The 22,027-nt window shown below is 58.0% G+C and carries 18 protein-coding genes and 4 tRNA genes; 15 read left to right on the forward strand and 7 right to left on the reverse strand.

Features of this window, described 5'->3' with window-relative positions; translation table 11 throughout:
- The first annotated feature begins 237 nt into the window (after positions 1-237).
- The 3 genes from PMI29_RS07460 (at position 238) to PMI29_RS07450 (ending at position 1,503) form a co-directional block, all read left to right on the forward strand.
- Positions 238-972 (forward strand): peptidase C39 family protein, encoded by a 735-nt coding sequence (locus PMI29_RS07460; RefSeq protein ID WP_008001565.1) that lies wholly within the window; start codon positions 238-240, stop codon positions 970-972.
- Between the two features lie 91 nt (positions 973-1,063).
- On the forward strand, positions 1,064-1,270 hold the full coding sequence (locus tag PMI29_RS07455; RefSeq protein ID WP_007986494.1) for a DUF6021 family protein: 207 nt from the start codon (positions 1,064-1,066) through the stop codon (positions 1,268-1,270).
- A gap of 17 nt (positions 1,271-1,287) precedes the next feature.
- Positions 1,288-1,503 (forward strand): hypothetical protein, encoded by a 216-nt coding sequence (locus tag PMI29_RS07450; protein ID WP_008001568.1) that lies wholly within the window; start codon positions 1,288-1,290, stop codon positions 1,501-1,503.
- Positions 1,504-1,562: 59 nt separating this feature from the next.
- On the opposite strand, the gene pbpG is transcribed toward PMI29_RS07450, so the two are convergent.
- The gene (pbpG, locus tag PMI29_RS07445) at positions 1,563-2,501 is read right to left on the reverse strand and encodes a D-alanyl-D-alanine endopeptidase (RefSeq protein WP_007986491.1); all 939 of its coding nucleotides are present in this window, start codon (positions 2,499-2,501) and stop codon (positions 1,563-1,565) included.
- A 237-nt stretch (positions 2,502-2,738) separates the two neighbouring features.
- Complete coding sequence (folD, locus tag PMI29_RS07440) at positions 2,739-3,593, reverse strand: bifunctional methylenetetrahydrofolate dehydrogenase/methenyltetrahydrofolate cyclohydrolase FolD (RefSeq protein WP_008001570.1); 855 nt, start codon at positions 3,591-3,593, stop codon at positions 2,739-2,741.
- 274 nt (positions 3,594-3,867) lie between these two features.
- Here folD and PMI29_RS07435 point away from each other — a divergent pair.
- From PMI29_RS07435 to PMI29_RS32325, 12 genes are all read left to right on the forward strand, one after another.
- A tRNA-Arg gene (locus PMI29_RS07435) sits at positions 3,868-3,944 on the forward strand.
- A 32-nt stretch (positions 3,945-3,976) separates the two neighbouring features.
- A tRNA-His gene (locus tag PMI29_RS07430) sits at positions 3,977-4,052 on the forward strand.
- 56 nt (positions 4,053-4,108) lie between these two features.
- A tRNA-Leu gene (locus tag PMI29_RS07425) sits at positions 4,109-4,193 on the forward strand.
- A gap of 77 nt (positions 4,194-4,270) precedes the next feature.
- Positions 4,271-4,346, forward strand: a tRNA-His gene (locus tag PMI29_RS07420).
- Between the two features lie 386 nt (positions 4,347-4,732).
- Positions 4,733-6,043, forward strand: a complete 1,311-nt coding sequence (tig, locus tag PMI29_RS07415) for a trigger factor (protein WP_008001571.1) — start codon at positions 4,733-4,735, stop codon at positions 6,041-6,043.
- 93 nt (positions 6,044-6,136) lie between these two features.
- A complete protein-coding gene (gene clpP, locus PMI29_RS07410; RefSeq protein ID WP_008001573.1) occupies positions 6,137-6,772 on the forward strand; it encodes an ATP-dependent Clp endopeptidase proteolytic subunit ClpP in 636 nt (211 codons plus the stop codon).
- 112 nt (positions 6,773-6,884) lie between these two features.
- A complete protein-coding gene (gene clpX, locus PMI29_RS07405) occupies positions 6,885-8,168 on the forward strand; it encodes an ATP-dependent Clp protease ATP-binding subunit ClpX (protein WP_007982210.1) in 1,284 nt (427 codons plus the stop codon).
- A 162-nt stretch (positions 8,169-8,330) separates the two neighbouring features.
- A complete protein-coding gene (gene lon, locus PMI29_RS07400) occupies positions 8,331-10,727 on the forward strand; it encodes an endopeptidase La (RefSeq protein WP_008001575.1) in 2,397 nt (798 codons plus the stop codon).
- Positions 10,728-10,876: 149 nt separating this feature from the next.
- Positions 10,877-11,149 carry an HU family DNA-binding protein gene (locus tag PMI29_RS0130365; protein ID WP_002552737.1) on the forward strand — a complete coding sequence of 91 codons (273 nt, stop codon included), beginning with the start codon at positions 10,877-10,879 and terminating at the stop codon, positions 11,147-11,149.
- Positions 11,150-11,382: 233 nt separating this feature from the next.
- Entirely contained in the window at positions 11,383-13,254 is a 1,872-nt protein-coding gene (locus tag PMI29_RS07395) for a SurA N-terminal domain-containing protein (RefSeq protein WP_008001577.1), read from the forward strand.
- A gap of 203 nt (positions 13,255-13,457) precedes the next feature.
- Entirely contained in the window at positions 13,458-14,294 is an 837-nt protein-coding gene (locus PMI29_RS07390) for a DUF2242 domain-containing protein (RefSeq protein WP_008001579.1), read from the forward strand.
- Between the two features lie 194 nt (positions 14,295-14,488).
- Entirely contained in the window at positions 14,489-14,635 is a 147-nt protein-coding gene (locus tag PMI29_RS32325; RefSeq protein ID WP_177323284.1) for a hypothetical protein, read from the forward strand.
- 31 nt (positions 14,636-14,666) lie between these two features.
- On the opposite strand, the gene PMI29_RS07385 is transcribed toward PMI29_RS32325, so the two are convergent.
- The 5 genes from PMI29_RS07385 to PMI29_RS07365 all read right to left on the reverse strand — a co-directional run bounded on the left by PMI29_RS07385 (position 14,667) and on the right by PMI29_RS07365 (position 21,491).
- The gene (locus PMI29_RS07385) at positions 14,667-15,707 is read right to left on the reverse strand and encodes an AraC family transcriptional regulator (RefSeq protein WP_008001580.1); all 1,041 of its coding nucleotides are present in this window, start codon (positions 15,705-15,707) and stop codon (positions 14,667-14,669) included.
- A 3-nt stretch (positions 15,708-15,710) separates the two neighbouring features.
- Positions 15,711-16,841, reverse strand: coding sequence for a carbon-nitrogen hydrolase family protein (locus tag PMI29_RS07380; protein ID WP_033052606.1), 1,131 nt, complete (start codon positions 16,839-16,841; stop codon positions 15,711-15,713).
- 236 nt (positions 16,842-17,077) lie between these two features.
- Entirely contained in the window at positions 17,078-18,406 is a 1,329-nt protein-coding gene (locus PMI29_RS07375) for a TolC family outer membrane protein (RefSeq protein ID WP_008001582.1), read from the reverse strand.
- A gap of 1 nt (position 18,407) precedes the next feature.
- Positions 18,408-19,748, reverse strand: a complete 1,341-nt coding sequence (locus tag PMI29_RS07370; RefSeq protein WP_008001583.1) for an HlyD family type I secretion periplasmic adaptor subunit — start codon at positions 19,746-19,748, stop codon at positions 18,408-18,410.
- Between the two features lie 6 nt (positions 19,749-19,754).
- Positions 19,755-21,491, reverse strand: a complete 1,737-nt coding sequence (locus PMI29_RS07365; protein ID WP_008001584.1) for a type I secretion system permease/ATPase — start codon at positions 21,489-21,491, stop codon at positions 19,755-19,757.
- Positions 21,492-22,027 lie beyond the last annotated feature (536 nt).

Here is a 22,027-nt window from a genome sequence, read left to right on the forward strand (position 1 = left end):
CGGCGGCTACCGCCAGCCAACTGCCAATCAACATCAAAATAATCATTGCCAGGCTCATCTGTGCCTCCTCTTTGCCCTGCTGCGGGCAAACACGCTTTGCTGCTGTCGCTTCAGAGAACAGTCTAGTCGTTGATACATTTCAGGCTATTGACCGAAAGTCGTCTGTCACCAACCAGTTCGCTCTATCGAATGCACTCAACTGCCGTTTAGAGCTATACCGTAGCGGCGCGGCAACCTATGATCGACAACCAAGCCGGGAGTGGGGTTGCCTGGCGTCTGAACCTGAACAAGAGAGAGATGATGGTGCGGGTATTTTCTCGAATTTTGTCGGCCATGCTGATAGCCGGTTGCGTGGCCAGCCTGGCGGGCTGTGCCGGGAGCATTGCGCCCGAGATCAAGCGTTTGCCGGAGCGTGTCGAACTCAGCGGTCGATTCTACCGGGGCGATGCCTATCAAAGCGGGCCGCAGGTGCTGGCCAGCATGCTGTCCCAGCAGGGCATCGTGATCACCCCGGGCTTGCTCGACAAGCCCTTGCATTTGCCGGGGGGCGAAGACCGGTTGCAACAGAACATGCAGAACCTGGCCCGCGAGTACGGGATGGTCGTTTATCCCGTCGACAGCAACCTTTCGGCGTTGTTGACGCAAGTCGCCGCCGGTTATCCGGTGATGGTGCGCTTCACTGAGGGCTCGGCCATGTGGGCCGAACCGCGTTACGCCATTCTTGCCGGTTACAACCGTCAGAAGCAGACGGTCCTGCTGCGCGCCGGGATGAATCGCCGTGAACTGATGAGCTTTAGCTCCTTCGAGTCGGCGTTCAAGGACTCCGGCGGCTGGGCGGTGCTGATCCAGAAGCCGACGCAAATCCCGGCCCAGGTCGATCAGCAGCGTTGGCTCAAGGCCGCCAACGATCTGGCTCAGGCCGGTCAGGAACAAGCGGCGACCAAGGCTAAAAAGGCATTGGCCGCGCAGTAAGCCCGTTGGTCACCCGACGGGCACCATTGTCCGTCGCCAGCCTCTGATCTATAACGATCTGCAACCATCGGTTCGAGATCAGGAGGTGCCCATGGCTCATCCCCCCACGCCTGTCGGCCCGCATTCATCTGAACATTCCTCCGGTGATGAACTGGGGTTCGACCCGGATTCCCCGGACCTTTCCGATCCGCAGGTTGATCCCGTCGGACCGGCCAAGGCACCGAGGGATGTGAAACCGGGCGACAACCCCAAGGCCCCGGCCAAACCCTACGATCCACTGGGCAATCTGAAACCCTAGGTCCAATGGAGGTGAGTATGTCTACCGATTCCAGTTTCGACGACAAGCGTCCGGAAACCGTTCCGACCACTCCCGAGCAGGACACGGACCCAGTGATGGATCCGGACAGCCCGATGCGCGATCCGCTGGCGCGGCCGACGGTGGTGCCGACCAAACATCCGCAGGACTGGCGAGACCCAAGCAAAGGTGATGGCATTCCGGATGATGACCAGATGCCTCTGCCCAACGATTAACAGCTACAGCAGGCAAAAGCCCCGAATGATCGGGGCTTTTGCCTGCTGTAGCTGCCTGCTTACTTCGAAGCTTCAACTACACCACTCTGGCGCTGCTTGAGGTTCTTGTCCGATTTGTACTGCAGGGCTGCAGAAGCCACATTGGCGCTCTTGCCAGTTTCGACCCAATTGCGGATGCGGGCAGCATCGGCAAAGTGTGTGTATTTGCCATAAGCGTCCAGGAGCACCAGGGCAACCGGACGGTTACTCATCCGGGTCACCAGCACCAGGCAGTGACCGGCTTCGTTGGTGAAACCGGTTTTCGTCAGTTGAATGTCCCAGTCCGGTTTGCGGACCAAATGGTCGGTGTTGCGAAAGCCCAGGCTGTAGTTGGGTTTACGGAACGAGACGGTTTTTTCCTTGGTCGTGCTCAGCTCTGTCAGCAACGGGTATTTGTGCGCGGCGATCAACAGCTTGCTCAGGTCGCGAGCGGTCGACACGTTGCGCGGGGAGAGACCGGTCGGCTCGACGAAATGCGTATTGGTCATGCCCAGTGCCCGGGCCTTGGCGTTCATTGCAGCAATGAACGCGGCATAGCCGCCCGGATAGTGGTGCGCCAGAGTCGCGGCGGCGCGGTTTTCCGAAGACATCAGGGCAATCAGCAGCATTTCCCGGCGCGGCAGTTCGCTGCGGAGCTTGACCCGGGAGAACACGCCTTTCATTTCCGGTGTGTCGCTGATGTTGACGTCGATGTATTCGTCCATGTTCTGCCGGGATTCAACCACGACCAGGCCTGTCATCAACTTACTGACGGAAGCGATCGGCACCACCACGTCAGGGTTGCTGGCATAGATGACTTTATTGGTCTGTATGTCCAGCAGTAAGGAACTGCCGGAAGCGAGCTTGAGTGTCTTCGTCTCTCGCGGCGCTGCGGTGGTCTCGTCAGCACTGGCGATTGGCGTGAGGAAAACCCCTGTAACTGCAAAAAATAGGCTCAGGATGGAAAGACGGATTTTCACGCTGGCAGACTCGTAAGGTGTTGATAAGCCGTTTTGTAACGGGCTATTTCGTAAAAAGCGCGACATTCTGGAGTATGGCTGAATAACTGTCGATGGTTGATCAAGTAGCAGGTGAAAGTCCTGAGAAACATGAAAAAAAAGTCATTTTCCGTCGGGTGGTCGAGCTTGTTTCGCAGGCAAAAAAAACCCCGCCAGGGGCGGGGTTCTTTGACTCGCTGTCAGCGTCTTCGTTGAAACTCAGCTGTGCAGGGTTTCAGCGGCGTACAGGGTGTTTTCCAGCAGGCAGGCACGGGTCATCGGGCCAACGCCACCCGGTACCGGAGTGATCCAGCCGGCGCGGGGCAGGGCGGTTTCGTAGATCACGTCACCGACCAGCTTGCCGTCGTCCTGACGGTTGATGCCGACATCGATCACGATCGCGCCTTCTTTGATCCATTCGCCCTTGACCAGGCCCGGCTTGCCGGCGGCGACGACGACCAGGTCCGCACGGCCGACATGGCCGGCCAGGTCCTTGGTAAAACGGTGGGTGACCGTCACGGTGCAACCGGCCAGCAACAATTCCATCGCCATCGGGCGGCCAACGATGTTGGACGCACCGACGACCACGGCATTCATCCCGTAAAGATCGACGCCGGTGCTTTCCAGCAGGGTCATGATGCCTTTGGGGGTGCACGGGCGCAGCAGCGGAATACGCTGGGCCAGGCGACCGACGTTATAAGGATGGAAACCGTCGACGTCTTTGTCCGGACGAATACGCTCCAGCAGTCTGGAGGCGTCCAGGTGCTCGGGAAGCGGAAGTTGAAGCAGAACGCCGTCGATTGCAGGATCGTCGTTCAGGCGATCGATCAGCTCGGTCAGCGCTTCTTGAGTGGTTTCGGAAGGCAGGTCATAAGCTTGGGATAGAAAGCCGACCTCTTCACAGTCTTTACGCTTGTGCGAGACATAAACCTGAGAGGCAGGATCGCTGCCGACCAGGATCACCGCAAGGCCGGGCGTGCGCAGGCCTTGCTGGCGACGCTCGGTGACACGTTGGGCGATCTGCTGGCGCAGGCTGGCGGCGATCGATTTGCCGTCGATTAGTTGTGCAGTCATTGCGCGTGATTAACCATCGAGAGGGGAAAAAAAGAGAACGCATTCTCGCATGTCATGCGGTGAGGGCAAAGGCGCTTGGTCTGCAAATTCCCCTAACTCCTTTAATTAAATGAATTTTTTTTAAAAAGGATTTGACGACCTTCAGGGGGCTCTATACTATTCGTCGCACTTGTCGGGCACAGCCTAGCACTGGTTAAGAAGGTCGAGCAGGATTACAGTTCTGCAAGACTGGAAAGCACTTAGTTTGTAGTCCTCCAAGGTTACAGCTAACAAGGCGCCCGTAGCTCAGCTGGATAGAGCATCCGCCTTCTAAGCGGATGGTCGCAGGTTCGAGTCCTGCCGGGTGCGCCATTAGGCAGCATTGGCACAAGTAGCGCGATATGGTGGGCGTAGCTCAGTTGGTAGAGCACGGGATTGTGACTCCCGTTGTCGTGGGTTCGATCCCCATCGTCCACCCCATATTTCGAAAGGCGCCAGATTAACAGTCTGGCGCCTTTGCTTTAACGGCTTCATCCGCGGATGTGGTGGAATTGGTAGACACACTGGATTTAGGTTCCAGCGCCGCGAGGCGTAAGAGTTCGAGTCTCTTCATCCGCACCAAATAAAGCTTCATTCAGGCTGTTGGCCTGGCTGGAGCTTGATAAAGAAGTTGTTTGGCTTCTTTAACAGGCAATATGGTGGGCGTAGCTCAGTTGGTAGAGCACGGGATTGTGACTCCCGTTGTCGTGGGTTCGATCCCCATCGTCCACCCCATATTTCGAAAGGCGCCAGATTGAAAAGTCTGGCGCCTTTTTTGTTTCAGCGGCTGCAGGTTTCGGGCCGCAGGGGCAGGGCGTTTCGTCGTATTTATGTTTCTCGATGATGCCGTCCTGTCCGCCGGCCTTGCTTGCGAGATCGGCTGTCAGGGAGATGATTGGCCACCTCCTCTATATATAGAAGGGTTGGCGCAGAGCCTTGGCGTGATTGGTTGTATTTGCCATCGGGGCGAGGTGCATCCGTGCATTCGCACCTATAAATTGCCTGCTGCTTTTTTACCCGTTTTCAGTAGGGTGACTTCTTGAGTTTGACCCACTAGAATGCATGCCCTTGATTCTGGGGTCGGAAACGGCCGGCTAACGTCTGTGCAACGAGGAATATCCATGCAAGTTTCTGTTGAAAATACTACTGCTCTTGAGCGCCGCATGAGCGTCACCGTGCCGGCTGAGCGCATCGAGAGCCAGGTCAACAAGCGTCTGCAGCAGACCGCCCAAAAGGCCAAGATTGCTGGCTTCCGTCCGGGCAAAGTGCCAATGAGCGAAATCAAGCGCCGCTTCGGTGCCGATGCTCGTCAGGAAGCTGTAGGCGACGTGATCCAGTCTTCCTTCTACGAAGCTGTGGTTGAGCAGAAGCTGAACCCGGCTGGATCGCCTTCGATCGAGCCTAAATCCCTGGAAGCTGGCAAGGACCTGGAATACGTCGCTGTATTCGAAGTGTTCCCTGAGTTCACCGTTGCCGGTTTCGAAGGTATCACCGTCGAGCGCCTGAGCGCTGACGTGGCTGATGCCGATCTGGACAAGATGCTGGAAGTCCTGCGCAAGCAGAATACCCGTTTCGAAGCGGCCGATCGCGCTGCCCAGAACGAAGACCAGCTGAACATCGATTTCGTCGGCAAGGTCGACGGTGAAGTGTTCGCCGGCGGTTCCGCCAAGGGTACTCAGCTGGTTCTGGGTTCCGGCCGCATGATCCCTGGTTTCGAAGATGGCCTGGTTGGTGCAAAAGCCGGTGAAGAACGCGTTCTGAACCTGACTTTCCCTGAGGACTATCAGAACCTGGACCTGGCTGGCAAAACCGCCGAGTTCACCGTGACTGTAAATACCGTTTCCGAGCCAAAGCTGCCAGAACTGACCGAAGAATTCTTCGCTCAATTCGGCATCAAGGAAACCGGTCTGGAAGGCTTCCGTGCCGAAGTTCGCAAGAACATGGAGCGCGAGCTGCGTCAGGCGATCAAATCCAAGGTCAAGAATCAGGTAATGGACGGTCTGCTGGCCACCAACCCGATCGAAGTGCCAAAGGCTCTGCTGTCCAACGAAGTTGACCGTCTGCGCGTGCAGGCCGTTCAGCAGTTCGGTGGCAACATCAAGCCTGACCAGCTGCCGGCCGAGCTGTTCGAAGAGCAAGCCAAGCGTCGCGTTGTGCTGGGCCTGATCGTGGCTGAAGTGGTCAAGCAATTCGACCTGAAGCCTGACGAAACCCGCGTTCGCGAGATGATTCAGGAAATGGCTTCGGCCTACCAGGAGCCTGAGCAGGTTGTGTCCTGGTACTACAAGAACGACCAGCAACTGAACGAAGTTCGTTCGGTTGTGCTGGAAGAGCAAGTTGTGGATACTGTTCTGCAGAAAGCTAGCGTGACCGACAAATCGGTCTCTTACGAAGAAGCGGTCAAGCCGGTAGAAGCACCACAAGCCGACTGATCACATTTGCGGTAAGAAGCAAACACCATAAGCCAGCCTTCGTGCTGGCTTATGCGTATTCAAGACATAACTATTTGGGAGTGACTGCAGAGCATGTTCCGTAATTCCTATATTCAGCAGAACTCTGATATCCAGGCCGCAGGCGGCCTGGTCCCGATGGTTGTCGAGCAGTCCGCTCGTGGCGAGCGCGCCTACGACATTTACTCGCGCCTGCTCAAGGAACGAGTGATCTTTCTGGTTGGCCCGGTAGAGGACTACATGGCCAATCTGATCTGTGCGCAACTGCTGTTCCTTGAAGCGGAAAACCCGGACAAGGACATCCATCTCTATATCAACTCACCGGGCGGTTCGGTGACGGCGGGCATGTCGATCTACGACACCATGCAGTTCATCAAGCCCAACGTGGCGACCACCTGTATCGGTCAGGCGTGCAGCATGGGCGCGTTTCTGCTGACGGCCGGTGCCCCTGGCAAGCGTTACTGCCTGCCGAACTCGCGTGTGATGATTCACCAGCCACTGGGCGGTTTCCAGGGCCAGGCGTCGGATATCGAAATCCATGCCAAGGAAATCCTCTTTATCCGTGAGCGCCTCAACACGCTGATGGCCATGCATAGCGGGCGCACTCTTGAAGAAATCGAGCGCGATACCAACCGCGACAATTTCATGAGTGCAGAAGCCGCGCGTGAGTACGGGTTGATCGATGAAGTGATCACCCAGCGCCCTGCTTAAAATAAGCAGCTCAAAATAGGGTTGGTCGGCGGGTCCGATCACCTGCGGGCTTGAAAAAGCCCGCAATAGCCTTCATCTTGTGTTGCAAGCCTATCGGATTTGGATCGAACGAATGACTGACACCCGCAACGGCGAGGACAACGGCAAGCTGCTCTATTGCTCCTTCTGTGGCAAAAGCCAGCATGAAGTACGCAAATTGATTGCCGGCCCCTCGGTCTTTATCTGCGACGAGTGCGTCGACCTGTGCAATGACATCATCCGCGAGGAGGTGCAGGAAGCACAGGCAGAAAGCAGCGCGCATAAATTGCCTTCGCCTAAAGAAATCAGCGGCATCCTTGATCAGTATGTGATTGGTCAGGAGCGTGCGAAAAAGGTTCTGGCCGTAGCGGTGTACAACCACTACAAGCGCCTGAATCAGCGTGACAAAAAGAATGACGACGTCGAACTCGGCAAGAGCAACATCCTGCTGATCGGCCCGACAGGCTCGGGTAAAACCCTGCTTGCCGAAACACTGGCCCGCTTGCTGAACGTTCCGTTCACCATCGCCGACGCAACCACCCTCACCGAGGCGGGTTACGTGGGTGAAGATGTCGAGAACATCATTCAGAAGCTGCTGCAGAAATGCGATTACGACGTGGAAAAAGCCCAGATGGGCATTGTCTACATCGATGAAATCGACAAGATTTCGCGCAAATCCGACAACCCGTCGATCACCCGGGACGTTTCCGGTGAAGGCGTGCAGCAGGCCCTGCTCAAGTTGATCGAAGGCACGGTTGCTTCCGTTCCGCCTCAAGGTGGTCGCAAGCATCCGCAGCAGGAATTTCTGCAGGTCGACACCCGTAACATCCTGTTCATCTGCGGCGGTGCGTTCTCCGGTCTGGAAAAGGTTATTCAAAACCGTTCCACCAAGGGTGGCATTGGCTTTAACGCGGAAGTACGCAGCAAGGAAGAAGGCAAGAAGGTGGGCGAGTCCCTGCGTGAAGTCGAACCTGACGATCTGGTCAAGTTCGGTCTGATCCCGGAGTTCGTCGGTCGTCTGCCGGTACTTGCCACGCTGGACGAGCTTGACGAGGCTGCGTTGATGCAGATCCTCACCGAGCCGAAAAATGCTCTGACCAAGCAGTATGCCAAGCTGTTCGAGATGGAAGGCGTTGATCTGGAATTCCGTTCCGACGCTCTGAAGTCGGTCGCCAAGCGTGCCCTGGAGCGTAAAACCGGTGCCCGTGGCCTGCGTTCGATTCTCGAAGGTGTATTGCTCGACACTATGTATGAAATCCCCTCGCAATCCGAGGTGAGTAAAGTAGTGATCGATGAAAGCGTGATAGAAGGCAAGTCCAAGCCACTGTATATCTACGAAAACAGTGAGCCGACCGCCAAGGCCGCGCCAGACGCTTAAGCGTCACGCAGCTTGAATTAAAGAAGGGGCCTTCGGGCCCCTTTTCTTTTAGTGCGTTTTAACACTGTCTTTGCGCTTGTTTTTTTTCAAGGCAGCCCCCATCTTGGTTTCAAGCTTACTTCCATCTGTTTACGGCCTTACGGCCGCCGTAGAGGCGAAATCATGAAGACAACCATCGAATTGCCTCTCCTGCCATTGCGTGATGTCGTGGTTTATCCGCACATGGTTATCCCGCTGTTCGTGGGGCGCGAGAAATCCATCGAAGCCCTCGAGGCTGCGATGACGGGTGACAAGCAGATTCTTCTGCTAGCCCAGAGAAACCCGGCTGACGACGATCCTGGTGAAGATGCCCTGTATCGCGTTGGTACGATTGCCACAGTTCTGCAGCTGCTGAAGCTGCCTGACGGCACGGTCAAGGTCCTGGTCGAGGGTGAGCAGCGGGGCGCCGTGGAGCGCTTCAGCGAAGTGGACGGCCACTGCCGTGCCGAAGTCTCCCTGATCGACGAAGTCGACGCGCCAGAGCGCGAGTCGGAAGTGTTCGTTCGCAGCCTGCTGTCGCAGTTCGAACAATATGTGCAGTTGGGCAAAAAAGTCCCGGCTGAAGTCCTGTCATCGCTCAACAGCATTGACGAGCCAGGCCGCCTGGTGGACACCATGGCCGCGCACATGGCCCTGAAGATCGAACAGAAGCAGGAAATCCTCGAAATCATCGATCTGTCGGCCCGAGTCGAGCACGTTCTTGCGTTGCTGGATGCCGAGATCGATCTGCTGCAAGTCGAAAAACGCATTCGCGGCCGCGTCAAAAAGCAAATGGAGCGCAGTCAGCGCGAGTACTACCTGAATGAGCAGATGAAGGCCATTCAGAAAGAGCTCGGCGACAGTGACGAAGGTCACAATGAAGTCGAAGACCTGAAAAAGCGTATCGAAGCCGCCGGTCTGCCGAAAGATGCCCTGGCCAAGGCGACGGCCGAACTGAACAAGCTCAAGCAAATGTCGCCGATGTCCGCGGAAGCGACCGTGGTGCGTTCGTACATCGACTGGCTGGTTCAGGTGCCGTGGAAGGCCCAGAGCAAGGTACGTCTGGACCTGGCGCGTGCAGAAGACATTCTGGATGCCGACCACTACGGCCTGGAAGAAGTCAAGGAACGCATCCTCGAATACCTCGCCGTGCAAAAACGCGTGAAGAAAATTCGTGGTCCGGTGTTGTGCCTGGTGGGGCCTCCGGGGGTGGGTAAAACGTCCCTTGCGGAGTCGATCGCTCACGCTACCAACCGCAAATTTGTGCGCATGGCCCTCGGTGGTGTACGTGATGAAGCGGAAATCCGTGGCCATCGCCGTACTTACATCGGTTCGATGCCAGGAAGATTGATTCAAAAAATGACAAAGGTGGGTGTCCGCAACCCGCTGTTCCTGCTCGATGAAATCGACAAAATGGGCAGCGACATGCGTGGCGATCCGGCATCGGCGTTGCTGGAAGTGCTCGATCCCGAGCAGAACCACAACTTCAACGATCACTATCTGGAAGTCGATTACGACCTGTCCGATGTGATGTTCCTGTGCACCTCGAACTCGATGAACATCCCGCCGGCGTTGCTGGACCGGATGGAAGTGATCCGTCTGCCGGGCTACACCGAAGACGAGAAGATCAACATCGCCGTCAAATACCTTTCGCCAAAGCAGATTGCTGCCAACGGCTTGAAGAAAGGTGAGCTGGAGTTTGACGCAGAGGCGATCCGCGACATCATTCGCTACTACACCCGCGAAGCCGGTGTGCGTGGGCTGGAGCGTCAGATTGCCAAGGTTTGCCGCAAGGCCGTCAAGGAACATGCGCTGGAAAAACGCTTCTCGGTGAAGGTCACCGCAGACATGCTGGAGCACTTCCTGGGCGTGCGCAAATTCCGCTACGGCCTGGCTGAACAGCAGGATCAGATCGGTCAGGTGACCGGGCTGGCATGGACTCAGGTGGGCGGCGAACTGCTGACCATCGAAGCCGCTGTGGTGCCGGGCAAGGGCCAGTTGATCAAGACCGGCTCTCTGGGTGACGTGATGGTCGAGTCGATCACCGCTGCCTTGACTGTTGTTCGCAGCCGGGCGAAGAGCCTGGGCATTCCCCTGGACTTCCATGAGAAGCGCGACACGCACATCCACATGCCGGAAGGGGCAACTCCGAAGGACGGTCCTAGCGCCGGTGTAGGCATGTGCACGGCCCTGGTGTCGGCATTGACCGGCATTCCGGTACGCGCGGATGTCGCCATGACCGGCGAAATCACTTTGCGTGGTCAGGTGCTGGCCATTGGCGGTTTGAAAGAAAAACTGCTGGCTGCCCATCGTGGCGGAATCAAGACCGTGATCATTCCTGAAGAAAATGTGCGCGATCTCAAAGAGATTCCGGACAATATCAAGCAGGATCTACAGATTAAACCGGTTAAATGGATTGACGAGGTCCTGCAAATTGCGTTGCAATACGCGCCGGAGCCCTTGCCGGACGTGGCTCCGGAGATAGTCGCGAAGGATGAGAAGCGCGACGCAGATTCTAAGGAAAGAATTAGCACGCATTAGTACGTATTTGCCTGGGGGGCTTTCTTGACAGCTTTTTAGAGCCCTTGTTATAAAGCGGCTCTTAAGTGTCTGTAGGCCATTCAGCACTCGTTTTTGCTTTCACCAAAAAAACTTAGAATCATACTCAAATAGATATAAGGGGACTTAGAGTGAACAAGTCGGAACTGATTGATGCTATCGCTGCATCCGCTGATATCCCGAAAGCTGCTGCTGGCCGTGCGCTGGACGCTGTAATCGAATCCGTCACTGGCGCTCTCAAGGCTGGCGACTCTGTTGTTCTGGTTGGTTTCGGTACTTTCTCCGTAACTGATCGTCCAGCTCGCATTGGTCGTAACCCACAGACCGGTAAGACGCTGGAAATCGCAGCAGCCAAAAAACCAGGTTTCAAAGCCGGTAAAGCACTGAAAGAAGCTGTCAACTAAGTTCGATTCAGGTTTTTACCCATCCGGGTCGGGGTCATGCCTGACTTGGCAGCGGAGCGGCAGTCCTGACTGCAGGTCGCCGGTTCAAGACACCGAGGGTCGCCAGTTCGAGCCCTCGATCCGCTCCGCCAGTTACGAGAAGGCGCATCCTCGGATGCGCCTTTCTTCTATCCGGATTCTACCCACGCTCCACGGTTGCCTAATTTTGAAGTTCAACCGTTTCTGGGGGACGCATGCTGCAGAATATCAGGGACAATTCACAAGGCTGGATTGCCAAGACTATTATCGGGGTCATCGTTGTTCTGATGGCCTTGACCGGTTTCGACGCCATTTTCAAGGCCACGTCGCACAGTAATGATGCGGCCAAGGTCAACGGCGATGAAATCAGCCAGAACGAGCTGAGCCAGGCGGTCGATATGCAACGCCGTCAGCTCATGCAACAGCTGGGCAAGGATTTCGATGCTTCCTTGCTGGACGAAAAAATGTTGCGCGAATCGGCTCTCAAGGGCCTGATCGATCGCAAACTGCTGCTGCAAGGCGCCGAAAAATCGAAATTCGCTTTTTCCGAGGCGGCACTTGATCAGGTCATCCTGCAAACACCAGAATTTCAAGTTGACGGCAAGTTCAGCTCCGAGCGTTTCGACCAGGTGATTCGCCAACTCGGCTATACCCGCATGCAATTCCGCCAGATGCTGGCTCAGGAAATGCTGATTGGTCAGCTGCGTGCCGGTCTGGCAGGTAGCGGTTTCGTGACCGATGCGCAGGTGCTCGCGTTTGCCCGTTTGGAAAAACAGACCCGCGATTTCGCTTCGCTGAGCATCAAGGCTGACCCGGCGGCTGTGAAGCTGACCGACGAAGAGGTCAAGGCCTATTACGACGAACACGCCAAGGAATTCATGACGCCGGATCAGGTGATCATCGATTACCTCGAGTTGAAGAAGGCTTCCTTCTTCGATCAGGTCAGCGTCAACGACGAAGACCTGCAAGCGGCCTATCAGAAAGAAATCGCGAACCTGTCCGAGCAACGCCGGGCTGCGCACATTCTGATTGAAGTGAACGACAAGACCACCGAGGCGCAAGCCAAGGCGAAAATCGAAGAGATCCAGGCCCGTCTGGCCAAGGGTGAGCAGTTCGAGGCACTGGCCAAGGAGTTCTCCCAGGATCCGGGTTCGGCGAACAACGGCGGTGACCTGGGTTATGCCGGTCCTGGCGTCTACGACCCGGCGTTCGAAAAAGCCCTGTATTCGTTGGCCAAGGACCAGGTGTCGGGGCCGGTTCGCACCGACTTCGGTTTCCACCTGATCAAGCTGTTGGGGGTGGAAGCACCTGAAGTGCCAACCTTCGCCAGCCTGAAAGACAAGCTGACCCGCGCTCTGAAAACCCAGCAGGTCGAGCAGCGCTTCGTTGAGGCGAGCAAGCAACTGGAAGACGCCTCGTTCGAAGCGTCCGATCTGGCTCAGCCAGCGCAGGACCTGAAACTGACCGTCCAAACCTCCAAGCCGTTCGGCCGTGAAGGCGGTGAGGGTATTGCAGCCAACCGTGCCGTGATCACTGCGGCGTTCAGCCCGGAAGTCCTGGATGAAGGCGCGAACAGCACCGCCATCGAGCTCGATCCGGAAACCGTGGTCGTGTTGCGTGCCAAGGAGCATTTGAAGCCTTCACAGCTGCCGCTGGAAAGCGTTTCTGCTGCGATCCGTGTGCAATTGGCCAAGGAACATGCCAGCGCCGATGCCAAGACCAAGGCTGAAGCCTTGATTGCAAGCCTGCGCGACGGCAAGACCCCGCTGGATAAGGCGATCGACGGCCAGGCCTGGAAAGTCACCGAAGCGGCGACTCGCGCTCAGGAAGGGGTCGACCCTGCCGTGCTGCAGGCGCTGTTCCGCATGGCGAAGCCCGCGGCCAAGGACAAGCCGACCTTCACCAGCGTGACGCTGACTGATGGCAGTCTGATGATCGTGCGCCTCAATGGCGTGAACGAAGCAGCGGCGCCGACCGAAGAAGAGAAAGCACAGTATCGTCGCTACCTCGCTTCCCGCATCGGCCAGCAAGACTTTGCGGCTTATCGCAAGCAGCTGGAAAGCCAGGCGGACATCAAGCGTTACTGATGTCTGACCAGGTTTAGTGCTGCACAGGAGACCCCGGCCGAAAAGCCGGGGTCTTTTTGTTTTGCCGTACGTCATTTGCTGCGGTGACTTTTGCGCAAAACCGGGGTCAATCAGCCTGTAACCGTTTTAAGACACAATCGATGCTCCGCTAAGCATCGATCTGTTGCACAATACGCCCCGAACCGTTTTCCTCAGGATGTTCAATGTTTAAATCATTTCCCATGCGGATTGTCGGCGTGGCTGCCGTACTGGCCGTAGCGGCCGGTTGTTCTTCGAACAAGGCCGCCATCTACGAGCATGAGAACTTCGACGATTCCGGAACCTTTTCCCGTAATTACCCGGTCACCGATACCCAGAGTTGCGAAGCGGCCCGCCGCGCCTTGTTGAGTCAGGGTTACATCATCACCAGCAACGATCCGAAACTGGTCAGTGGCCACAAGAGCTTCCAGCAGACCGGCGAGAACCACATGGAGATCAGTTTCAGTGTGGTGTGCGCCGATGACGGTAGCGAAGGGCATCACGCGACCGTATTCGCCAACGCCCTGCAGGATCGTTATGCGCTGAAGAAAACCAACAACTCCGCCAGTCTCGGTGTGGGGGTACTGGGCTCGGTATCGATGCCGATCGGTTCATCGGACGATTCGATGGTCAAGGTGGCCAGCGAAACCGTATCGTCTGCCAAGTTCTACGAGCGTTTCTTCGCACTGGTCGAACTGTTCCTGCCGCCGGAAGCGAAAAAGGCTGCGCACATCACCGAAAAGCCGAAAACAGACCTGGGCGTGCCTGAAGCCAAGGTAGCGCCGGCTCCCCTGGCGCCCGCCGCGACCACTGCGCCGACCGCAGAGCCAGCCCCGGCGACCCCGGCACCCGCTCCTACGGCCTCTGAACCGGTCGCGCCACCGCCTGCAGCGGCGCCGATCACACCGACCGAGAGTGTAGCGCCTGCACCGTCCCCGGAAATCATCACGCCACCGGCGAACCCGAGTGACTTGCCGCCGCCGAGCGAGCCCATTCCGGCGATGCCTGTCTCCGGCCAGTGAGGGTGACACCACAGGGTCGGATCAGATGACCCGATCCTGTGACCAGCCAAAAGATTGACCCGCATCAAGCAAGTCCGCTGTTCTGCGGCCTCCCGCGAAAAAAAACCATGCTAAATTCCTGACCAGTTGCTACGTTTTATTCAGTAGCGACGGAGTGTCGTGCCCGCGTCATTTTTCTTTCACGCGGGCACTTTATGCTCAAGGCATTGGTCATTTATTCAGACGTTTTTCAATACGGTTCGGGAGATTCAAAAATGGACGATTATCAAGAAGAGCTGCTCGAGTACCAAGCGTTTGAACTGGACCCGCCGGAGCCCGCAGAAGACGCCACTGAGCTCTAAAACTCCAACTTGTCGCTTGCAGCCAGAAGCTTCAGGCTGTTTTTCTATGGCTGCGGCGAAACTCGCCGGGTGTCTGCCCGTTCCAGCGTTTGAACGCACGTTGAAACGCTTCGGCTGAAGCAAAGCCCAGCAGGTAGGCGATCTCTCCGAACGCCAGTTCGGTGTCGCGTATGTAAGTCATGGCCAGGTCGCGACGGGTGTCGTTGAGAATGGCACGAAATTGTGTGCCTTCATCGGCGAGCTTGCGGCGCAAGGTCCAGGTGGGCAGCTTCAGGCGTGCCGCCACCTCTTGCAAGTCGGGCTCCCGGCCACCATTGAGCAAGGGTCCCAGCAGCGCGATGATCCGTTCACGCAGGCTGCGGGTGCGTGTCAGTTGTTCCAGTTCCCGCTCACACAGTTGCAGCAAATGCCGCCAGGTGCTCGGGCAATGCTCGGGGTTGCGTTGGGCGAGACTTGCCTGGCTCAAGCGCAGTTGATTGCGTTCGCCGCCAAACTGAATCGGACAGTCCCCCAAAACGTCATAGGCCGCACGGTAACCGGGCTCTTCGAATTCGATCTCGATGCGTTCGGCGCGCAGCGGGGCAGGGCTGACACTGGACAATTGCTGCAACCAGCCGGCGATGATCGAATCCACCACGAAGCGGTTGTAGGCGTTATAGGGGCTGATCGAATAGAAACGCAGCCAGGCGCCCTGGGCGTCTTCGTGAAAGCTTGATTGACCCCGATAGTTCGAACCATACAAGGCTTCGAACCGAATCAGGCAGCGCGCGGCTTCACGTACGGTCGGCGCCTGGGCGGCGGTGACCCCTGCGAGGCCGATCTGGCTCAGGCGACTGAGCTGCCCCATGCGCAAGCCAAGGGCCGGGTTGTCGGTCAGCTGAATGGCGCTGTGGCCCAGGCGCATGTACCGCGGTATTGACAGCCGGGCACCCGCTTCACTCAGGCGCGCTGCATCGAGGCCGTATTGATCGAGCAGTGGCTGCGGATCGATACCATGACTGCGCACGGCATCGGCCAGGCTATGAACAAAGCCCACCGACAGATCGCCGAGGCGCATCGGCTGCGGTTTCATGGTTTACAGCCAGAGGTTCAGCAAGCGCGCACCCAGGGCGTTGCCGTCGGCAAAATGCTGGCCGTTGCTGCTGAGGAAGCTCTGCCCGGCGCTGCCCTGATCCCAGAACTGACCCCGCAGGAACACACTCATGCCAGCGACAGCCTGACTGGCCGGTATCCGGGTAGTGAGGGTCAGGCGCTGCCAGGCCTGGCCTTCACTGACTTCTCCTGGCTTCAAATTGACCGAGGCCGGCTCCGGCAAACCCCTGTAGCCGCGCCACGGTTGATCCCAGGTGCCACGGCCGGCCACAAAGGCCGGTACTGCAACCAGCTTTACGCTTTGGTCGTTGAGCTTGAGGTAGTTTTCCGGGTACCAGCTGTCGTGGCCGATCAATACGCCCAGCCTTCCTGCGGGGGTATCAACGACGTTGAGCGAGTGCTCGCCGTTCGCCTTGATCCCGCTCTGTTCTGCGAAGAACGGATGCATCTGGCGCTGGGGCTGGCCGATCGGCAGGCCTTCGCTGTTGAACACCACGCTGCTGTTGTACAGCGCGCCGCGGCCGATTTTCAAGGTGCCGTCGATGATGCTCGGTTCGGGCAGCACGATAGAGCCCGCCACCAGCGTCACGTGGAATTCCCTGGCCAGCCCTCCGAACAATGCCTGGTAGTCCCTGGCCATCGCCTTGGCTTTCATGCGCAGGTGGGCATCGTCCAGACGGTTGCCACCCTCGGCGCTGATCAATGCCTTGGCGAACTTCAGGGGATTGCTGACCGCCAGCCAGTTCATGGCCTCCTTGAGGGTGCTGGCCTGATACAACTCATCCTTCTCGCCGCTGACCATCAGCCAGGTACCGATGTGTTCCGGCAACACGACGACGGTCTTGCCGTTCAACAGACCCTGGTCCCGGGCTGCTTGCAGATAGGCCGCGAGCTTGCGGTGCAAACGCTCGGGGCTCTGATAATCGGTAGGAAACAGTTCGGGCTGGATGCCCAAGAGATTGCCACGGTCCGCAGGCGTACCCTGGTCGACAGCCAGGTTGATCCGCAGGTCCGAAAGGTAATGACCCACCGGCCGGTCCGCGGCCCACATCGCGTAGGTCGTGAGGGCGGCGAGCAACGCCATGGAAAATGTCAGGTACAAAAGTTTGCGCATGGGGACACAGTTTACAGCCTGGAGCTGGGCGTGGCTTTTCATTTGGAATCGGATCGAGCATAAAGGGAATCAACGGCTTAGTGGGCAAATTTCAACGCTGACGGTTTTTATCGCGGTCGGCTGCCTTTCTGCTTCGAGATCCGGTAATGAATGACCGGGCGAAACGCGAGGGGAATTGACGGGGAGGGGGCGCGCCGGTCAGCCATCATTTGGCTAGACCGGCCGGCAGGTGAACGTTAGTTGGTGACCAGCAGTTCCGGGCCGAGGTATTCGTTGATCTGGTTGATATCGTCGTCGCCCAGGCTGCCCACTGAAGAGGCCAGACGCAGGCGCGACATCAAATAGCGTATCTTGGCCTCGAACAGATCGTGGCGCGCAACGAAGAGCAGCTCTTCGGCATTGAGGACGTCCGAGTTGGTGCTGGTGCCGCCCTCTTTGAAGCCCTTGCGAGCCGATGCCAGTGAGCGTTCGTTGGACACTACGGCCTTCTCCAGCGCGCGAATGCGTTTGGCGCCGCTCAGTATGCCTTGATACTCACGGGTGGTTTCGGTGATGACTTCCTGTCGCGCGGCGTCGAGTTCGTCCATGGCCTTATCGCTATTGGCACTGGCCTGGCGTGTCAACGCGCTGACGCCGCCACCGCTGTACAGCGGGATATTGACTTCCAGCCCGATTGAGCCGTAGTGGTTGCGTTGATTCAACTCGGAGAGTGACTGGCTCTCACCCGCGGTGTAGCCGGCAATGAAATCCAGTGTTGGCCAGTGGCCGGCACTGGCACGCTTCACTTCTTCTGCTGCGAGGTCGCTGCTATAACGGCGCGCATGGATCAGCGGGCTATCGGTCTGGGCTTTGACCAACCAGTCCTGCAGGTTGCTCGGTAGCAGCGGTGGTGTATCGAAGCTCGGACGCAAGGTGGTCATCGATTCGGGAGTTTCACCGATATATTCCTCAAGCTTGGCGCGCGCGTTGACCAGATTGTCCTGCGCTTCGATCAGTTCGGCTTCGGCAAGGTCGCGGCGGGCGGCCGACTCGTCGATGTCGGTGACGGTGCCGGCCCCCAGCTCCATGCGCCGCTTCGCCGAAGCGAGTTGCTCTTCGAAGGCGGTCAGCTTTGACTTGGCCAGGACGATGGTTTCGCTGGCCAGGAGCACATCGAAATAGCTTTCGGACAAGCGCACCGCGGCGTCCTGGGTCTTGGCATCGAATACCGCGATGCTGTAGTCGGCACGCTGCTGACCCTGGCGGTACTCGGCCATCTTCTGTTTGTTGAACAGCGGCTGGCGCAGGCGCACGTTAGCGCCCTTGGAGTCGTAATGGAGATCTCTGTCGATGCCGCTCTGGCTTTGGGAGCCATTGACCTTGTTGTGATAGCCCGAGGCATTGATCTGCGGTAGCAGGCCGGCCTTGCCGATGGCGCGGTTTTCCTGGCCAGCCTCTTTTTCATGCACGGAGGCCTGGTAGATAGGGCCCTGGAATTGCAACAGATCCCAGGCTTGTTTGAGGTCCATGGCACCAGCCGGCAGGGACAGCCCCAGCAGGCAGAAGAACAGGCAACGACGTTCCATCTCATTGTTCCTTGAATGAGCTGTCCACACGATCAAGCATTGGTTTAAGAAGATAGCTGATCATGTTGCGTTCGCCGGTTTTTATGGTGACGCTGGCGGGCATGCCGGGGCGAATGTGGTTGCTGCCAAGCAGGCCCATGCCATCGGGCGTGACCTCCACCTGAGCCAGATAGAACGGTTGCTTGCTTTCCTCGTCCATCAGACGGTCGGCGGAGATGGTCTTCACGCGGCCGGGGATGTTTGGCGTCCTGGCATGGTTGAAGGCCGGGAAGGAAATGTCCACGGGCAGGCCTGGGACCATCTTGTCGATGGCCTGCACGGGAATCATTGCGTCGACCTGCAGCGGCTCGTTGACCGGAACGATTTCCATGATCTTGAAGCCAGGCTGAATGACCCCGCCAACGGTGGCAATGCTCAGGCCCTGGACCATGCCATCGATCGGCGAACGAATCACCGTATGGGTCACTTCATAGTCCAGCGCGCGCAAGCGGTCGGCCAGGGTGGTGTTTTCCTTGGCGGTGTCGGTCAGTTGCGATTCGACTTCCTTCAGGTAATCGTGCTGGCGCTGCAGGATGCGCAACTTGATTTCAGTGGTCTGGCTACGCACGCGGGCGATGTTGTTGAGGTTCTCGGCCTGGCCGGCGGAGAGCTCGGCATTGCTGCGTTCCAGCTCAAGCAGGCGGTTGCGCGGCACATAGCCTTCGGCCGTGAGCACGCGGGTGCCTTGCAGTTCCTGGTTGAGGAAGCTGATCTGCGAGGCGCGGGCGCTATAGACCTGCTGCAGGCCCTTGAGCTGCACCGCCGACGCCGCCAGGTTCTCCTGCAGTATGCTGATTTCGCCAGCGAGACCGGCGCGCCGAGTGTCCAGCAGACGCTGTTGCAAGTCCATGGCGGCCGCCAGGCGCTGGTCATCCCCGAAGCGCTTGAGCAACTCGGGGTCGAAGTTCACTACATCGCGGCCGTCACGTTCCGCTTCCAGGCGGTTTTCCACCGTCTTGCTGACGATGTACTGGGCGCTGACCGCACCCTGTTCGGAAACGGCATGCAACGAATCGAGACGGACCACCTCCTGACCTTTTTTCACCACATCGCCTTCGCGAACGAGAATGGCGTCCACGGTACCGCCGGTGAGGTGCTGCACGGCTTTGCGATTGTTGGTGACTTTGACCGTGCCTGTCGCGACCACACCGGCATCCAGTGGCGCCAGCCAGGACCACAGGAGGAAGCCGCCGAAGCCGGCGAGCACCAGCCACACGCCCCATCGCGCGGGTTTACCGACGTCCAGATCTACCATGCTTCTGGTATCGGCTTTGATCATCTCGGTGTGTTGGCTCATTTGCATGATCGGTCACTCCCGCGCTTTGACGGAGGCCAGAGGGGTCGACGCGCCAGCAGGCATCACACTGGCCTTGCGCAGCGCTGCGAATACTTCATCGCGCGTGCCAAGCATCTGCACGCCGCCGTCGCGCATCATCAGCACCTTATCGACGGCGCAGAGTACGTTGGGACGGTGGGAAATCAGAATGACAGTGGCGCCGCGGCCCTTGAGTTCGGCCAGCGCATCGACCAAGGCCTTTTCGCCGACGTCGTCGAGGTTGGCGTTCGGCTCATCCAGCACGATCAGATTGGGTTCGCCATACAACGCGCGAGCCAAGGCGATGCGTTGCTTCTGGCCACCGGAAAGCGGGCTACCATCGGTGCCCAGACGGGTGTCATAACCCTGCGGGAAACGCAGGATCATCTCGTGTACGCCAGTGCTCTTGGCGGCGCGGATGACCGCTTCGCTGTCCACTTCGCCAAAGCGCGCAATGTTGTCGGCAATGTTGCCCTCGAACAGCTCCACGTCCTGTGGCAGGTAGCCGAGCCAGGGGCCAAGTTCGCCCTTGTTCCAGGTGAAAATGTCTGCGCCGTCCAGGCGCACCTTGCCGGCCTGTGCCGGCCAGACGCCAACCAGCAAGCGGGCGAGGGTGGATTTGCCCGAGGCGGATGGACCGATAATGCCAAGGCTTTCGCCGGGGACAAGGCTGAAGCCCACCCCGCGCAGAATCGTGTTGTTGGTACCGGGGGCACCGGCATACACATTCTCCACCGCCAGCATGCCCATTGGTCGCTGCAGCGACATGCTCGGTGGCCGGTGCGGATAGTCGTGCAGCATCTCGTTGAGCCGGCCCCAGGCCGAACGGCAACCGAGCAGTTGCTTCCACGACGCGATTACCTGTTCCACCGGGCCCAGTGCGCGGCCGGTAAGGATCGAGCAGGCAATCATCATCCCCGGGGTGATCTTGCCTTCGATCGCCAGCAGCGCACCGGCGCCGAGGATCAACGACTGCAAGGTGATACGCACGAAGCGACCGGTGCTGCTGATCAAGGCGGCGCGGTCGGAGGCCATGGTCTGCATTTCCAGAATGCGCAAATGGCTTTGGAACCAGCGCTTGCTGATCGACGGCAGCATGCCCATGGCCTCGATGACCTCGGCATTGCGCAGGTTGTTGTTGGCGTATAGGGCGGAGGACATGGCGGCCTGATTGGCTTCGGCCAGCGGCTTCTGCGTCGCCTTTTCAGTCAGATAGGCCAGGCCCATCAGAATCAGAGAGCCGATCAGCGTGAGCAGTCCGAGCAGTGGGTGGATCAGGTAGGCGACCAGCAGGTAGATCGGCGTCCACGGTGCATCGAAGAAAGCGAACAGGGAGTTACCGGTGACGAACTGACGAACCTGGGCGAGATCTTGCAGGGCCTGGGCCGGATTACCTCCGGCGCGGCTCAGGTTGCGCTCGAATGCCGCGGTGAAAATTCGCCGGTTGAGGTCCATGTCGAGGCAGTTGCCGACCCGGATCAGTACGCGGGTGCGGACCATTTCCAGCGTGGACATCAGCAAGAACAGACCTACCACCAGGACAGTCAACATCGCCAGCGTCGTGACGTTGCGACTGACCAGGGCTCGATCATAGACCTGCAACATATAAACGGCTGGCGTCAACATCATGACGTTTATGACGCCACTGAACCCTGCCAGCAAGTAAAAACTGCGACGCATACGAAAGAGCGCGTCGGCCAGTTCGGAACGGATGCTCGACTGCTTGGGCATGTTGATCCTCCCACTTCGAAAAGCCGGTTGCCCTTGAGGCGCAACAGGTAACAGTAAATGTAGTCCCGTTAACAGCTTATGGACACGCAGGCTGGTCGCTCTATGGATGGCGAGTCTTCCGAAATCGCTGCGTTGCTCCCTTATGCAGCAGCGTAGGTGGCGTTGAAACAGTTAGAAATAACATTTCGCTCTATACCTGCACTCAACTTCCTATATGTCTTTTAAAAACAGCTAGTTGTACTGCTCAAGTGCCGGTCGTCCGTTTTAACGACGTAATATTGACAAAGATTTGCTATGGAACTTTAGTCTTAGTTATCGGGGGGGGCGCCCGCCTGAAGCTTGCCATCGTTTTGGCAACGCAAGGCGCGGTGATTCTCCTGAGAGGAGCAGAGTCATGTCGATCATTTCGTGCTTTTGCGCAGGGAAGGAGCTGTCCAGGACGTTCGTCTTCACTTCCAGATTCCATGGCCCGCCCATGGCTCGAATCCGCTCTGCCTGATCGCCCGGCGAGCAATTCATTTCGCGAATTCCAGGCG

Source organism: Pseudomonas sp. GM49, assembly GCF_000282355.1.
Classification (GTDB): Bacteria; Pseudomonadota; Gammaproteobacteria; order Pseudomonadales; family Pseudomonadaceae; genus Aquipseudomonas.

Coding starts and splice junctions, on each gene's coding strand:
- clpP (WP_008001573.1), top strand. CDS start 6,137: ATGTTCCGTAATTCCTATATTCAGCAGAACTCTGATATCCAGGCCGCA.
- PMI29_RS07395 (WP_008001577.1), top strand. CDS start 11,383: ATGCTGCAGAATATCAGGGACAATTCACAAGGCTGGATTGCCAAGACT.
- clpX (WP_007982210.1), top strand. CDS start 6,885: ATGACTGACACCCGCAACGGCGAGGACAACGGCAAGCTGCTCTATTGC.
- PMI29_RS07375 (WP_008001582.1), bottom strand. CDS start 18,406: ATGGAACGTCGTTGCCTGTTCTTCTGCCTGCTGGGGCTGTCCCTGCCG.
- PMI29_RS07460 (WP_008001565.1), top strand. CDS start 238: ATGATCGACAACCAAGCCGGGAGTGGGGTTGCCTGGCGTCTGAACCTG.
- PMI29_RS07455 (WP_007986494.1), top strand. CDS start 1,064: ATGGCTCATCCCCCCACGCCTGTCGGCCCGCATTCATCTGAACATTCC.
- PMI29_RS07450 (WP_008001568.1), top strand. CDS start 1,288: ATGTCTACCGATTCCAGTTTCGACGACAAGCGTCCGGAAACCGTTCCG.
- lon (WP_008001575.1), top strand. CDS start 8,331: ATGAAGACAACCATCGAATTGCCTCTCCTGCCATTGCGTGATGTCGTG.
- tig (WP_008001571.1), top strand. CDS start 4,733: ATGCAAGTTTCTGTTGAAAATACTACTGCTCTTGAGCGCCGCATGAGC.
- folD (WP_008001570.1), bottom strand. CDS start 3,593: ATGACTGCACAACTAATCGACGGCAAATCGATCGCCGCCAGCCTGCGC.
- PMI29_RS07390 (WP_008001579.1), top strand. CDS start 13,458: ATGTTTAAATCATTTCCCATGCGGATTGTCGGCGTGGCTGCCGTACTG.
- PMI29_RS07365 (WP_008001584.1), bottom strand. CDS start 21,491: ATGCCCAAGCAGTCGAGCATCCGTTCCGAACTGGCCGACGCGCTCTTT.
- PMI29_RS07370 (WP_008001583.1), bottom strand. CDS start 19,748: ATGCAAATGAGCCAACACACCGAGATGATCAAAGCCGATACCAGAAGC.
- PMI29_RS07385 (WP_008001580.1), bottom strand. CDS start 15,707: ATGAAACCGCAGCCGATGCGCCTCGGCGATCTGTCGGTGGGCTTTGTT.
- PMI29_RS32325 (WP_177323284.1), top strand. CDS start 14,489: ATGCTCAAGGCATTGGTCATTTATTCAGACGTTTTTCAATACGGTTCG.
- PMI29_RS07380 (WP_033052606.1), bottom strand. CDS start 16,841: ATGCGCAAACTTTTGTACCTGACATTTTCCATGGCGTTGCTCGCCGCC.